This window comes from Flagellimonas cixiensis, assembly GCF_042134615.1.
GTDB classification, from domain to species: Bacteria; Bacteroidota; Bacteroidia; order Flavobacteriales; family Flavobacteriaceae; genus Flagellimonas; species Flagellimonas cixiensis.
The window spans coordinates 2,884,768-2,899,657 of sequence record NZ_CP169639.1; the positions used below are offsets into that span (position 1 = coordinate 2,884,768).

At 39.7% G+C, this 14,890-nt stretch carries 15 protein-coding genes and 1 tRNA gene; 6 read left to right on the plus strand and 10 right to left on the minus strand.

Annotation, left to right across the window (positions count from 1 at the left end):
• Positions 1-134 precede the first annotated feature (134 nt).
• Positions 135-983, plus strand: a complete 849-nt coding sequence (locus ABT310_RS12765) for a hypothetical protein (protein WP_375324272.1) — start codon at positions 135-137, stop codon at positions 981-983.
• Positions 984-987: 4 nt separating this feature from the next.
• Here the strand turns inward: ABT310_RS12765 and ABT310_RS12770 are convergent, their stop codons facing one another.
• Together ABT310_RS12770 and ABT310_RS12775 are read right to left on the minus strand one after the other, a co-directional pair.
• Positions 988-1,473: an aminotransferase gene (locus tag ABT310_RS12770; protein ID WP_375324273.1), complete on the minus strand. Its 486-nt coding sequence runs from the start codon at positions 1,471-1,473 to the stop codon at positions 988-990.
• 189 nt (positions 1,474-1,662) lie between these two features.
• A tRNA-Met gene (locus ABT310_RS12775) sits at positions 1,663-1,736 on the minus strand.
• A 138-nt stretch (positions 1,737-1,874) separates the two neighbouring features.
• Between ABT310_RS12775 and ABT310_RS12780 the strand changes: the two genes are divergently transcribed.
• Both ABT310_RS12780 and ABT310_RS12785 read left to right on the plus strand, forming a co-directional pair.
• Positions 1,875-2,258 (plus strand): START-like domain-containing protein, encoded by a 384-nt coding sequence (locus ABT310_RS12780; protein ID WP_375324274.1) that lies wholly within the window; start codon positions 1,875-1,877, stop codon positions 2,256-2,258.
• A gap of 54 nt (positions 2,259-2,312) precedes the next feature.
• Complete coding sequence (locus ABT310_RS12785; protein WP_375324275.1) at positions 2,313-3,167, plus strand: aminotransferase class IV; 855 nt, start codon at positions 2,313-2,315, stop codon at positions 3,165-3,167.
• Here the strand turns inward: ABT310_RS12785 and ABT310_RS12790 are convergent.
• From ABT310_RS12790 to ABT310_RS12810, 5 genes are all read right to left on the minus strand, one after another.
• Positions 3,160-3,720, minus strand: coding sequence for a YqgE/AlgH family protein (locus ABT310_RS12790; RefSeq protein WP_375324276.1), 561 nt, complete (start codon positions 3,718-3,720; stop codon positions 3,160-3,162). The two genes, ABT310_RS12785 and ABT310_RS12790, sit on opposite strands and share 8 nt — an antisense overlap.
• Before the next feature lie 123 nt (positions 3,721-3,843).
• Positions 3,844-4,116, minus strand: a complete 273-nt coding sequence (locus ABT310_RS12795) for an HU family DNA-binding protein (RefSeq protein WP_375324277.1) — start codon at positions 4,114-4,116, stop codon at positions 3,844-3,846.
• 177 nt (positions 4,117-4,293) lie between these two features.
• On the minus strand, positions 4,294-5,256 hold the full coding sequence (gene fmt, locus ABT310_RS12800) for a methionyl-tRNA formyltransferase (RefSeq protein ID WP_375324278.1): 963 nt from the start codon (positions 5,254-5,256) through the stop codon (positions 4,294-4,296).
• Entirely contained in the window at positions 5,237-7,129 is a 1,893-nt protein-coding gene (locus ABT310_RS12805) for an ATP-dependent DNA helicase RecQ (protein WP_375324279.1), read from the minus strand. The genes fmt and ABT310_RS12805 overlap by 20 nt, the downstream gene beginning before the upstream one ends.
• Positions 7,129-7,692: an AAA family ATPase gene (locus ABT310_RS12810; protein WP_375324280.1), complete on the minus strand. Its 564-nt coding sequence runs from the start codon at positions 7,690-7,692 to the stop codon at positions 7,129-7,131. Before ABT310_RS12810 ends, ABT310_RS12805 begins: the two co-directional genes overlap by 1 nt.
• Before the next feature lie 88 nt (positions 7,693-7,780).
• Between ABT310_RS12810 and ABT310_RS12815 the strand changes: the two genes are divergently transcribed.
• The 3 genes from ABT310_RS12815 (at position 7,781) to murA (ending at position 10,119) form a co-directional block, all read left to right on the plus strand.
• Positions 7,781-8,068, plus strand: coding sequence for a DUF493 family protein (locus ABT310_RS12815; protein WP_375324281.1), 288 nt, complete (start codon positions 7,781-7,783; stop codon positions 8,066-8,068).
• An 83-nt stretch (positions 8,069-8,151) separates the two neighbouring features.
• Positions 8,152-8,796, plus strand: coding sequence for a DUF4290 domain-containing protein (locus ABT310_RS12820; RefSeq protein ID WP_375324282.1), 645 nt, complete (start codon positions 8,152-8,154; stop codon positions 8,794-8,796).
• 15 nt (positions 8,797-8,811) lie between these two features.
• Positions 8,812-10,119, plus strand: coding sequence for a UDP-N-acetylglucosamine 1-carboxyvinyltransferase (gene murA / locus ABT310_RS12825; protein ID WP_375324283.1), 1,308 nt, complete (start codon positions 8,812-8,814; stop codon positions 10,117-10,119).
• Here murA and ABT310_RS12830 read toward each other — a convergent pair.
• From ABT310_RS12830 to ABT310_RS12840, 3 genes are all read right to left on the minus strand, one after another.
• Complete coding sequence (locus ABT310_RS12830) at positions 10,116-12,011, minus strand: tetratricopeptide repeat protein (RefSeq protein WP_375324284.1); 1,896 nt, start codon at positions 12,009-12,011, stop codon at positions 10,116-10,118. The two genes, murA and ABT310_RS12830, sit on opposite strands and share 4 nt — an antisense overlap.
• Positions 12,012-12,235: 224 nt before the next feature.
• On the minus strand, positions 12,236-13,240 hold the full coding sequence (locus tag ABT310_RS12835; RefSeq protein ID WP_375324285.1) for a pirin family protein: 1,005 nt from the start codon (positions 13,238-13,240) through the stop codon (positions 12,236-12,238).
• Positions 13,241-13,399: 159 nt separating this feature from the next.
• Positions 13,400-14,827: an amidohydrolase gene (locus tag ABT310_RS12840; protein WP_375324286.1), complete on the minus strand. Its 1,428-nt coding sequence runs from the start codon at positions 14,825-14,827 to the stop codon at positions 13,400-13,402.
• Positions 14,828-14,890 lie beyond the last annotated feature (63 nt).

Here is a 14,890-nt window from a genome sequence, read left to right on the forward strand (position 1 = left end):
ACATTTATCATTTAAAGGTGACGTTATATGTTGATTTGAAAAGAAGTACTGTTACCCTAATTAGGTGTATACTTTCTTCGGATTTTTATCGTTTTTGAATTGACCAATTTTTAAAACCAATTAACCTCCCAATTATGAAGCATTTTTTATTTACCCTTTTTCTTGTATTAAGTTCCATTCTTCATGCGCAAGAAAGTAAATCCTATTACGACACCGGTGAATTGAATGAAGTTGGGATGTTGGAAGATGGAGTCCCTGTCGGATTATGGAAAAAGTATTATAGGAGTGGTCAACTGGAGTTAACAGTGAATCTAGAGCGTGGCCAACCAGTTGGAGAAATGAAGACATACCATGAAAATGGGGAACTGGCAGAAATTAAGTCATATGAAAATGGGAAACCGAACGGTCTTTACAAGGAATATGATGATAATGGACAATTGATTTTAGTTGGGAATTATGTTGATGATGAGGAGCAAGGCATTTGGAAAAAATATTACGGTTCTGGAGTTTTAAAGGAAATCGGAGCTTACAGTTTGGGAGATCGGGAAGGGGAGTGGAAGTCTTATTACGAAAATGGAAAGGAAAAAGAGATAATAAACTATGTTCAATTTAGAATGGAAGGGCCTTATAAGAAGTTCCATCCCAATGGCGAATTAGAAGAAGTTGGAACTTACCGTGACGGAAGTGCCTTTGGAGAATTTAAATATTATTTTGATAATGGAGTGTTGGATTCAGAAGGTTCCATTATAGAAGATAAGATGGATGGAGAGTGGTCATTTTACCATACAAACGGACAATTACGCCAACGTATATTATTTCAAAAGGGTAAGCTAATGGATGTCATTTCTTGTTTTGATGGGAAAGGGAATAGAATGGACAAAGGAACATTGGTCAATGGAAATGGTACGCTAAAACATTACGATATTGACGGTAATTTAATATCTACCGAAGAATTTATAGATGGGGAGTTACCTTATTATTAATATATCAAACTGCACTAACTATAGCCAAATATAAATTGGCTGCATACCCGCAATACAAGGCCAATTCTTCCATATCAAATTCAGGGTTTTCCCTTTCCATTTCAATATCGTAGTCGTAATTTAATTTGGTCCATTTGTTTACGGAGTTTAAGGAAAACTGAAGCTCATTTGATGCATCAAAAACGTCAAACTTTAAGGTCCACTTGGCCTTGTTTTTCATCACATAGTTAAACTCTTCGCCATCCGGTTTGGACAACCGAATAACCATTTGGCCTTTTAGGTTGAACGTAATGTCACCTATTTTACTTTCGTTTTTGTGAATTTCAACGCTACTGGTCCAAATGTTTTTTGGTTTGATTTCAATCTTATTTCCTTTCAAAACCGTTGTGGCTTTTCCCGAAAACCAATTGTTGTAAATCAATTCACAAATTTCTTCTTTATCCTTGGTCAACTTAAAATTTCCTTTTCCAGAGCTAGAACTTATTTTCATTGTAGATATTGATTGTTTGTAACTTTAATATAGTACCTTAAAGACATCTTTGTAGGTCCAAAGTGACCAGAGCTGGTTTTATTTTTTAACTCATACACCCTGCCAGGACAATTTAAAGAAGAAGTTTAAGTAACTCCTAACTTTCTAAGCACAAAAAAACCCATATCCTTTAGAATACGGGTTGTTTAGTAGCGAGAGGGGGACTTGAACCCCCGGCCTCCGGGTTATGAATCCGACGCTCTAACCAGCTGAGCTACCTCGCCATGATTTTTGCTAAGCGGGTGCAAATATATGTTTAAATTTTCGCTGAATCAAAATTCATTATTAATTTATTATTTGATATTTATTTTTTTATCTTCCCAAATTATATAAATGTCGAAAAGGATTTAAAGAACGCTAACATGAGTGATAAGACTAAATTTGAACTGGAGTTTGTTATCCACGCTTCCCCTCAGTTGCTCTACCAATATATTGCCACCCCATCAGGCCTGTCCGAATGGTATGCCGACAATGTAAATTCGCGAGGCGAAATGTTTACTTTTATTTGGGATGGTGCCGAGGAAAAAGCCAAAATGCTGAAAAGAAAAAGCGAGGAATTTGTAAAGTTTGCCTGGGAGGAGAATGAAGACGGTTCATTTTTTGAAATGCGTATTATCGTAGATGAAATAACCAAAGATGTATCTCTTTTTATAACAGATTTTGCTGAGGATGACGAGGTAGACGAAGCTAAAATGCTTTGGGAAAACCAAGTATCCGATTTAAAGCAAGTTTTGGGTTCCACCTAGACCAATTATCTAGTAAGCCGTATCTTTGTTCCGCTAAAAAACGGGACTTTTTTCATGGTTAATTTTAACGGAGCACTTTTTACTGAAGATTCAACACTGCTAACTTCCAATAATCGCGGACTCAAATATGGTGATGCCCTTTTTGAAACAGTTCGCTATGTGAATGGAACCGTGTTTTTCTGGGAGGACCATTATTTTAGATTAATGGCATCCATGCGAATTCTTCGTATGGAAATTCCTATGGAGTTTACCTTGGAATTCTTGGAAGAAGAAATTAAGAATACCATCAAGGCCAATAAGTTGGAAGATAGCTCCGCTAGAATTCGACTTACAGTTTTTAGGAACGATGGTGGCTTGTACACCCCTGCGACCAATAATGTTTCTTACCTTATTGAAACCACTGCTTTGGATTCTCCATTCTATATTTTGGAAGATGCCGATTATGAAGTGGAGCTTTTCAAGGATTTTTATGTGAACAAAGATATGTTGAGCAACCTTAAAACTTCCAATAAAGTTTTGAATGTGGTGGCCAGTGTCTTTGCTAAAGAAAATGGATATGCCAATTGCTTGTTGGTAAACAATGAGAAGCAAGTAGTGGAGGCCATTAACGGAAATTTATTTTTGGTGAAGGATGGCGTAATAAAAACCCCACCTTTAGGTGATGGTTGTTTGGACGGTATTGTTCGAAAAAAATTAATGGAAATAATTTCTTCAACTGAAGGATTGGAACTCCAAGAAGCATCCATTTCTCCCTTTGAACTCCAAAAGGCTGATGAATTGTTCATTACAAATACCGTTCAGGGTATTCAATCTATAAGTAAATACAGAAAAAAGGTTTTCGGAAATACTGTTGCCAAAAGTTTGGTAGGTAAATTAAATGCCAAAGCGAGAATTTCGCAGCTTAATTAAGCGAAGGGTTTTCAGGAGCATTGGACCAAAGCAAGTAGTCGCCTCCTAATTCCACCATTTTTTCTTTCCAGAAAGCATTGGCAGATTTTTCAAGAATACTGCTTTCGTACTCGTTTTGTACCACTACCCATGATTTCGAGGATAATTCCTGGTCCAGCTGTTGGGAACCCCAGCCAGAATATCCTAAAAAGAATCGGATATCTTGTTGTGAAATGGTTCCGCTGTTGATGAGTTCCACGGTTTTTTCGAAATTTCCGCCCCAAAATATTCCATCGGATATTTCAATACTGTTCTCAATCAAGTGAGGTACTTTATGGATAAAGTAAAGATTGTCCTGCTCCACAGGACCGCCATTAAAAACTTGAAAAGGAATAGTGATTTCAGAAACCAGATCACAAATGGTGTAATCCAAAGGTTTGTTCAGGATAAATCCAACCGAACCTTCATGGTTGTGTTCGGCGATAAGTACCACGGATCTGTTGAAGGAAACATCTCCGGTTAACGAAGGTTCCGCAACAAGCAAATTTCCCTTTTTTGGCTCGTAGCTCACCATAATCATAGGTTTCTTGTTCTTAAATTTAGCACAATAATCCACATATACAAAAAACAAGGACCTTATTTCAACTAAAAAAGCACCCCTAAAAGGAGTGCTTTTATATATTAAATAACAAATTGATTAGTTTACTGCACCGCTCAATTCAGCTCCTGCTTTGAACTTTACTACGTTCTTAGCTGCAATTTTGATGGTTTGACCAGTTTGTGGGTTTCTACCTTCTCTGGCGCTTCTTTTAGAAACTGACCAAGAACCGAAACCTACCAAAGAAACTCTGTCTCCTTTTTTAAGGGTTCCTTCTACATTTCCCAAGAAAGATTCCAATGCTTTTTTAGCTGCTGCTTTAGTGATGCCAGCATCAGCTGCCATAGCATCGATTAATTCTGTTTTGTTCATAATGGAATTAAATTAATTGTTGTTAATATAATTTTAATGCTGAACAAATTTATATGGATTTGCGTCTCACGCAAGTAAAACCAAGGGAAATAGGGCTTTTTGTTGATAACTTGAAACGTTTGTTGATAAAGTCGGAAAAAAATGACAAGATTTAGCTAGCCCAATCATAGCAAGGGCTTAGCGAAGATAAGCCTCACTATCCAAATTTAAGCCGTTCAAAACTTCATGTACCTTCATTCTACGTTTACCCGGAAGCTGAAGTTCTAACAATACAATAAAGCCATTTTCTACGGCAACTTTTAGTGTTTTTTTATCCATCACCAGCTTTCCAACGTTGTAGTTGTGGTTGAGCTGCTCTATTTCAGTAGCAAATATTTTAATCTGTTCTTCCTTGTCCCCATTCACCATATGGCACCAAGCACCAGGGTAAGGACTCAAACCACGAATATGGTTTTGAATTTGAGATAGAGAACCCGTCCAGTCAATTTTACAGGTGTCCTTATGAATTTTGGGTGCTGCTTTTAAATCAGAGCTTTCTTGTTGTGCTTTTAGGGTAATTGTACCTTTCTCAATCTGTTTGCAAGTTTCCACCACCAACGTTGCTCCTATTTCCATCAACCGGTCGTGTAGCGTACCCACGTTATCTTCTGGAAGTATTTTTTCGGTTTGTTGCAGGATGATATTTCCAGTATCAATTTTCTCATCAATAAAAAAGGTGGTCACGCCCGTTTCCGTTTCACCATTTATAATGGCCCAATTAATTGGGGCTGCACCACGATATTGGGGCAGGAGGGAAGCATGAAGATTAAAGGTGCCAAATTCGGGCATTTGCCAAACCACTTTGGGTAACATCCTAAAAGCGACCACAACCTGTACATTGGCATTTAAGCTTTCTAATTCCTTTAAAAAATCATCATCTTTAAGATTGGTAGGCTGCAATATTTTTAAATTATGCGCAACAGCAAATTGTTTTACCGCAGATTCTTGAACTTTACGGCCACGACCTGCAGGTCTGTCTGGAGCAGTAATTACCCCAACCACATTAAAATTGGCTTCCAAAAGTTGCTTCAAGCTCCCCACGGCAAAATCTGGGGTGCCCATAAATACGATTCGAAGGGGGTTATTTTTTGATGTACTCATTTTTAAAATTTAAGGTTACGACCTCATCTTCAAGCAGTCGTTGCAATGTTTGGAGCAAGTCTTTTTCATCTGCTCCGGTCACCTTTTCCAATTTGCGAGAGGAATGCGGACCAATGGCCAACAGTTCCAAAATACGTTGTTCAAGTTGATGAGGAGAAACTTGCTTGCTCTTTTTGGTGCAAATATCGCAGGTACCGCACTTTTCTGCATTTTTTTCACCGAAATAATTCAACAAATACACATTGCGGCACATCTTTTTGTTTTTGATGTACCCCAGCATGGCTGCCATATTGTTTTGTTTTACGGCATTGAGCTCCTTTATTTTATTGGCAAACGGGTTAATGGTGTGGTCATCTTCCCGGGGCACCAAAAAGGTGATTTCCAAATCACTGGTATTGTTTTGATACTCCACGATGCCATCGGCCAACAATTGCTCCAGAATTTTTTTGAGGTTGACTTCGCTTTCCCCTGTTTTTTTTGAAAGCAAATCCAAATTTATAGGGGTTTGATATTCCATAATCCCCCCATAAGTGCGTAAAATGGTTTGAATAATGGGGGCTGTTCTTCTATTTTTATCCAGGTAATCAAAGATTACAGATTTAGAAACCACAAATTGAAGTGTGGTTTTCTCCTTAAAATTTTCAGAAAGGGAAAGTACTGAGTTCTGGTCCAACATGCGCAAGGCATTGAATGTCATGTTGGGGTTAAAATTATAATGTTTGCAAAACTCATTGAATTTAAAGGCCAACGGTTCCCCAATCAATTCTCCATACGAAATTTGAAAGTGATTGTTGAGTTTGGAGTACACCGTTTTTACAAAACTTACATCGGGCAAAGCAGATAAAAACTGTTGCTTGGCCCGTTCTTCATCTTCTTTGGAGGTTAAAATAATGGCAGAGGAAGGTTGCCCGTCTCTTCCAGCTCTACCTGCTTCTTGAAAGTAGCTTTCCAGACTATCTGCAATTTGGTAGTGCACCACCAACCGAACATCGGGCTTGTCCACTCCCATACCAAAAGCATTGGTGGCCACCATTACCCGTACTTTTCCAACGAGCCATTGATTCAGTTTTTTCTCCTTTTCTGATTTTGGAATGCCACCATGAAAAAAAGAGGCTGAAAAACCATTTTCATTTAAATAATTGGCAATGGCCATCGAAGCTTTTCGGGAACGGACATAGACAATGCCGCTGCCATCTATTTTTGTTAGGTACTTTTTAAGCTGATACAGTTTGTCTTCGGTATGCTTTACCTTAAATATAATATTAGAACGCAAAAAGGAATCCTTAAAGATAGTTGCCTGCTCCAATTTTAAATTTTCCAATATGTCTTTCACAACACGTGGGGTGGCGGTAGCGGTCAAAGCAATAATAGGTACATTGGGGATAAGCTCCCTCAATAAGGCACAACCCAAATAAGCGGGTCTAAAATCGTTGCCCCATTGCGAAATACAGTGGGCTTCGTCAATGGCAATAAGGTTCACGTTCATTTGTTGTATGCGCTCTTGCACCATACTTTGCTGCAGACGTTCTGGCGAGAGATATAAAAACTTGTAGTTGCCATACAGGCAATTATCCAGTCTATTGTTAAGCTCCTCAAATGAAATACCACCGGTGAGCGCAACGGCTTTAATGTTACGTTTTTTAAGTTGGCTTACTTGGTCTTGAATTAGGGCCACCAAAGGGGATACCACAATACAAATACCTTCGTTGGCCAATGCGGGCACTTGGTAGCAGATAGATTTGCCCCCACCCGTGGGCATTAAGGCCAATACATCCTTTCCCGATAATATGCTATCGATGATGTTTTTTTGGGATCCCCGAAAATCATCATGACCCCAGAATTCCCTTAAAATAGAAGTTGTCTCTTTTCGCACTAAGGATTTTTAAGTGTTTCCAAAATAAAATCAATCCGATTAAGGACCGTATCTTTTGGCACTTCGATGGGGTTATAGCCAAATTGGGTATACGTGTTCACCAAGGCGTGATGCAAATGCTCGGCCTCTTCAAAAGTTTCCAGCCTTTCATTGTCCGAAACATAAATATCTTTCCAAGGTGGCACAATAAAAACAATGTCGTACCGGTGCAATTTACAAGGTTGTTCAAACTCCTCATCGTACTGTTGGTCAAAGAAATCCATATAGGCCAACACGTCGGGAATACCTCTATCAAAAAAACTTATGGGTTCAAAGCTTTTTAAAGCATTAAGGTACTGTGCCGTTCTTCCCAGCAATAAATCTTTATTGAACTGCATGGCATCATCTGCAAAGACCAAAGGATTTGAAATGAATTCTTCTGAATTTCCCTTTGACTTTTCTTTCAAGGTCATATCACGAATAATTTCATGATAACAGGTATGTCCCTGTTCTTCCAATACTTTTACAATGGAAGTTTTTCCAGTTCCAGGTGCACCCGTAATAACAACTTTGCTCTTGCCCAAACACATTAATTTAACACTACAAAGTAATGAAATAGCCAGAAGTAAAAAAAATTGTGCACTAAGCCATATATTTGTAGAAAATTGAAGCATGGAAAAGGGCAATTCAGAGGAGTTTTATGCCAGGTTAAAGGAGCAGTTGTTGGAAAACAACAGTTGGCCTTCCGATTACCTGTACAAATTCATTGTACCGACCGATGATAAGCGCATAGCCCAAATCCATGAAATCTTTAATAATACTGGAGCGGTTATCGAATCCAAAAAATCAAAAAAGGGCACCTACACCAGTTTGTCCATTACGGTAAATTTAAAAAGTCCCGATGCGGTCATCGAAAAGTATAAGGAAGTATCCGTAGTGGAAGGTGTAATTTCACTGTAAAGCCTTGATTTGCCATAATTTTATTAATTTGCATACGTTAATGGAAATACTTCCCATTAATTAATCTTCATAATTCATTTAGTTTGAACTCAGTAGAAAATATAGAATACAATACAGAGCGTCCAAAGCTTTTTATTCCAGAGTACGGTCGTCATTTTCAAAAAATGGTAGACCATGCTGTAGCCATTGAAGACCGCAGTGAGCGCAATAAAGTGGCCAAGGCCATCATCAGCGTCATGGGAAACCTTCAACCGCACTTGCGCGATGTTCCCGATTTTCAGCACAAACTATGGGATCAGTTGTTTATCATGTCCGATTTTAAATTGGATGTGGATTCACCATTCCCCATCACTTCCAAAGAAGTATTGCAACAGCGTCCAGAACCATTGGGATATCCTCAAAACCACCCGAAATACAGATTCTACGGAAACAATATCAAACGAATGATTGATGTGGCCGTAAAATGGGAAAAAGGCGATATGCGTTCTGGATTGGAGTTTGCCATTGCCAACCACATGAAAAAATGTTACTTGAACTGGAACAAGGATACGGTGGAAGACGTGGTGATTTTTGGTCACTTAAAAGAATTGAGTGATGGTCAAATCGATTTGGCCAAAGACGGTGAAAACTTGACCGAAAGCGGACAATTCTTAAAAAACAGATTATCCAAGACCAATAGAAGCACGAATAAAAAAGGTGGACAAAGAGGTCGCAAAAAAAGATATTAAACTCCAAAGAAATACATGGGTACATTTCGTATTGAGGGTGGACACCAACTTCACGGTAGCATAACACCCCAAGGGGCAAAGAATGAAGCGTTACAGATTCTTTGCGCAGTATTACTTTCAGAAGAAAAAATTACCATAAACAATATTCCCGACATTGTCGATGTGAATAAACTGATTGCCTTATTGGAAGATTTGGGCGTTAAAATCCAAAAGAAGGGCAAGGGCTCCTATACTTTTAAGGCAGATGACATCAACTTGGAGTATTTGCAGTCTGACCAGTTTAAACAAGACGGTAGGGGATTGCGTGGTTCCATTATGTTGGTAGGGCCGTTGTTGGCGAGATTTGGAAAAGGATATATTCCGAAACCGGGAGGTGATAAAATTGGACGAAGAAGGCTCGATACCCATTTTGAAGGATTTATAAAATTGGGAGCCAAGTTCCGATACAACAAAGAAGAACATTTTTATGGGGTAGAAGCGGAAAAGCTTACCGGAACCTATATGTTGTTGGATGAAGCTTCGGTAACCGGAACCGCCAATATTGTGATGGCCGCAGTTTTGGCCAAAGGCACCACGACCATTTATAATGCAGCTTGTGAACCCTATTTGCAGCAATTGTGCAAAATGCTCAACCGAATGGGAGCTAAAATCACAGGAATAGGGTCCAATTTATTGACCATAGAAGGAGTAGATTCTTTGGGCGGAACAGAGCACACCATGTTGCCCGACATGATTGAAATAGGAAGCTGGATTGGACTGGCTGCCATGACCCAAAGCGAACTGACCATTAAAAATGTAAGCTGGGACGATTTAGGGTTGATTCCGAATGTATTTAGAAAATTAGGGATTACGGTGGAGCGAAAAGGTGATGATATTTTTATTCCCAAACACGATAAAGGGTACAAGATTCAGAATTTTATTGATGGATCCATACTTACTATCGCAGATGCACCATGGCCAGGCTTAACACCCGATTTGTTGAGCATTATTTTGGTAGTGGCCACCCAGGCCAAGGGAGAAGTTTTGATTCACCAAAAAATGTTCGAAAGCCGATTGTTCTTTGTAGATAAATTGATTGATATGGGAGCAAAAATTATTCTTTGCGACCCACACCGAGCTACGGTGATTGGTCATGATTTTAAATCTACTTTAAAAGCCACCACAATGGTGTCGCCAGATATTAGGGCTGGAGTATCGCTTTTAATTGCGGCACTTTCTGCCAAAGGGACATCCACTATTCATAACATAGAGCAAATTGATCGTGGTTACGAAAATATCGATGAAAGACTAAGAGCGATTGGCGCAAACATTGTGAGGGTTTAATTTGATTCCTTCGGGATTAAAATGGTAACCCGGGTTCCCGTCTTGGAACCATCGTTCAGGTTTTCAATGTGAACCAACTCAAGGTCGGTGAATTTACTAAGGGCCTCGATTCTTTTTTCGGTAATCGACATGCCCCTTGAGATTCTGTCACTTTGCCCAGGGCTCTTTTTAGCTATGATACCAACCCCATTATCTTCAATAATGCATTCGATAAATTCTGGGCTGTCGTTAAAGTACAGGTTCAGTTGTTTGGGGCCTTCCTTGGGCATTAAGCCATGGATAATGGCATTTTCAATATAGGGTTGCACGAGCAGCATAGGCACTTCATGGGCATCCACATCCAAATGTTCATCAATATGAAAAGCGTACGTAAAACTATTGTCAAAACGTAGGGCTTCCAGTTCCACATAAATTTTTAGCAATTTGATTTCCTCGCTCAATAACAGGCTAATGTTGATGGAGCTTTCCAACACCTGGCGCAAGAGCCTGGAAAATTTACACAGGTAGTTGAGCGCATTTTCCCGATCGTTGGCATGGATCAAGGATTGAATGGAGTTCAAGGAGTTGAAGATGAAATGCGGATTCATTTGGGCACGGAGCATTCGTTTTTCCAATTCCTTGTTCATGGTAGCGATCGTTTCATTCTGTTCCGATATCAACATGTTCTTTTCCAATAAAATGGCATTGCTCTTTTTCTTGCCGCGATATCTGAAATACAACAAACTGGCCGAAAAGAGCAAAAGGACTGAAATAATGGCCATGTAAACCATACGTTTGCTATTTAAAGAAATCTCAGTATTCAACAGCGCCATTTGGAGTTCGTTTTCCTTTAGTTCGCGATCCTTTACATATACATCGTGCAGTACTTGAAGGTTCTGGATTTCTTTGACCTTGGTCTCGTTGAGCAGGCTGTCTTGGTACACCATACTTTGCTTTAGATGCTGATTGGCTTTGCCATAATTGCCAATTTGTTCGTGTATTTGAGCAGCCAGATCATGTGCTTTTTGTTTGTTCTCATATTCGCCCATAACCTCTAGAGCTTCGAGGTTTTTATTGGAATAGGATACTGCACTTTCCATCTTGTTTTGTTGTAACATGAGGTTGGCTAGGTTGCCATAAGCTTGCGCGATTTCCTGTTTTAAGGTATTATTTAAAGCTATCTGCAAGGATTTTAACAGGTATTCTTCTGAAAGCCCCCACTGTTTTAGGTTTAAGTAGCAAAGTCCAATGTTCGAATAAACCTTGCTTAATTGTAGAGTGCTATTATTGTTTTGAAAAACGGTGGCAGCCGGTAAAAGTTTTTCTAAGGCAGCAGTATAATCTTGATTTTTAAGGTCAATTTCTGCCATATCTGAAAACATACTAGATTTAAACGTTTCGCTATATGCTCTGCCATAATTTTCTACAGCCCGTTGGTAACTTTCAATGGCTTTTTGGTAATTTTCAATTGCTTTTTCATCTTCGTCCATTTTATCATATAACAAGCCAAGATTTCCATATATATAATGAACGTCTTCATAGTGTTGAACAGAATCTGCAATTTTTAAACCTTCTAAGTAATATTCCTGACTTGTTGGATAATCACCGATTCGCTTGTATATGATTCCAAACGTATTATACAGATTGATTAGCGTATCAAAATCCCCATGTTCTTTAGTTAATATTAGACATTGCTTTAAATAATCAAGTGATTCCACATAGTTACTTGTCATACCATGGGTTAACGCTAGCGTGTAAATTCCGTTGATTTCCCCTTGGGCATAACCAATCTCTTTAGCTTTATCAATGCTTTGTTGGATCAGCTCAAAGGATTTTTCCACATCCAAAGATCGCATGGCAATACTTTGGGATCGTAATAACTTTACCTGAGTAGTATCATCGGCAGTCTTCATTAAGCTTTGAAGACTGTCTAACTCCTTGGTTTGAGAAAGACAAAATTGACTAATAAGTAGCACAACCCAAAGGGTTGAAAGTAAGGTTTGGCTGGGTTTCATTTAGTTTGTTTCCAGCAAGATACATGAAACTGACTAAAAACCATAGTTGAATTGACGGATTACCCTTTTGGTTTTATGGATAACCCTTTTGAAACTATGGATTTTTCATAGCTGCTAAAAAACTAGCTTTTCTCTACCAGTTTTCCGTCTGGGTAAAGTGCAAATCTTCCGCGGTCTTTTTCATGCACATTGTCGGGGTAAGGCCATGGCCATCCTCCAAATTGGGTAAGGCGATATTCTTCCATCGATTTTTGGATTTCTTCTTGGGTGTTCATCACAAACGGTCCGTATTTCGCCACGGGTTCACCAATGGGTTTGCCCTGTAACAACATAAAATGGCCACTTTCAGAACCTGTTTTCATAGTAACCTCTTCTGTGGGGTCCAAAACGATTCCAAAATTGGGATTGATTTTTTTATCTCCAATATGGATTTCATCACCATCATAAAAGTACAGCACACGGTTAACTGATGTATTTGCTTTTGGTAAGATGTACTCCGAATTGGCATTTACATGAATGTTCCAAATAGCAACTTCATTTTCAGGGTTGGCCGCCCAAGAATCGGGGGCAGGGGCAATGGGAGCAATATTTTTGTAGGTACCGGCAACTACTTTTATTTTAGCACTATGTTCTTCAACAATGGGAATCTCCTCATTCCATAGCATTTTAAAATGAGGTTCCACAAATTTCCCAGCTTTGGGCAAGTTCAACCAAATCTGGAACAATTCCAATGTGTTCCCCTCTTCATCTTTTAACAATGGAAACATTTCAGAGTGTTGTACGCCTCTTCCTGCTGTCATCCATTGTACATCGCCTTGACCAAACCTACCTGCGGCACCCAAAGAATCCGAATGGTCACAAAACCCCTTGTTCACAATGGTTATGGTTTCAAAACCACGGTGGGGATGGTACGGAAAACCGGGAATGGTTTGTCCGTGGTACATTCTCCATTCATTACTTGGGTCAAAGTCACTGCCCAAATTTCTACCTTTCAATAAAGAGGAATCAGGGCCCATATCCCCATTTCCTTTTGGAAAGTGGTCCAAATGGTACACACTGAACAAAAATGGATCAAGGGTTTGCCAAGGTGAGCTTAGTGGAAAGGTTTGAATAACAGGATTTTTCATTGTGATTTGTATGTTATTTAGGGGGCTAAAAAGCATAATCGCATTGGATTTGTCAGGTTGAGCGGAGTCGAAATCTAATGCTTTTACCCACATTTTGGTTCTCGACTGCGCTCGAACTGACAGCTAGAAAGCTTTTAGTCGCCCTCAACAATTTTTAATCTATTTACCAGGAATTGGTGGTGGACCATCGATCATGGCCTCATATTTTACATCGCCTTTTCTGGTTTTATATTCTTCTTTTACTTTTTCTACCAATTTTGGGTCGTCAAAAAGGTCCAACATAGTCATTCCCATAGCTTTTGAAGCATAGATCATTCCTTTATGTCCAATACTCATTCCGCCACAGGCAACAACGGCCCATGAGTGCCAAGGAGTTCCTTTTGGTGCAACGGTAACGCCCAAGTTGATGTTGGGCACGTTCCAGCTCACATCCCCTACGTCTGTTGAACCACCTCCGGGAAGTGCTTCGGTTTCTTTTAGAGGGTGAACTTCGCCGTCCATGCCTACTTGTGGTTTACCCGTTGCTTCTTGAATGGCTTTACCATAGGTAATTTCCTCATCGGTATAGGTGATTGGACCCAAAAGCTCCAAGTTATTCTGCATTATTTTTCCACCTTCACGATTTACCAAGGTCTCATAAATACCAGAAATCAAAGAGTATTTGTATTCCACATTGGCCATGATGGCCGCTCCTTCGGCCATAGCTTTTACTCGCTCAAAGGTCGGCAACATCACATCTCTTTTAGGGTCACGTACTCTTACCCACAATCTTGAGTAATCAGGGACAACATTTACTACTTGTCCACCATCTTGAATGTGGTAATGAATACGGGAAGTTGGTTTTATATGCTCTCTGTAGTAGTTAATTCCTGTGGTGTACAATTCCAAAGCATCAGAAGCACTGCGTCCGTTCCAAGGATCTGCTGAAGCATGGGCAGCTTGACCGTAGAATTCTACCATAAAGTCCACCAAGGCCAATCCGCTCTGTACATCGGCTTCGATTTCGGCAGATGGGTGCCAGCTCACGTTCACATCAACATCATCCCAAAGTCCAGCTTCCACCATCCAAACTTTTCCGAAAAACTTTTCCTCTGCGGGAGTTCCAAAGAATTTTACAGTTCCCTTGATGTTTCCGGCCTCAATTTGCTCTTTTATGGCAATGGCAGCCCCCAAACTGGCAGCCCCGAACATGTTGTGTCCGCAACCGTGTCCAGGCTCCCCCTCAATTCTCGGATCTTTTGTTGGAACGGTATTCTGTGAAAGTCCGGGCAGTGCATCAAACTCTCCCAATACACTGATCACAGGACTACCCGAACCATACGTGGCAATAAATGCCGTTGGAATATCGGCAACGCCACGAGTTACGGTCATTCCATTTTCTTCGGCATAATCCGCCAGCAATTCTGCAGAAATGGATTCTTCAAAGGCAGTTTCAGCCAATGCCCAAATGGAATCACTGATTTTAATAAGGTTGTCTTTGTGCTTCTCTACCGAAGCAACAACAGCTTTTTTGTCCTTGGTCATCTTTTGGGCGGAGAGGCTAAGGGTCACCAATCCCAAAAGGAGTAAGGTTGAAATTTTCTTCATTTTAAAGGTTTTGAGTTAGTTATTAGTCGCTGATTTCAGCTTTCTTCATTCATCTGAAACAAA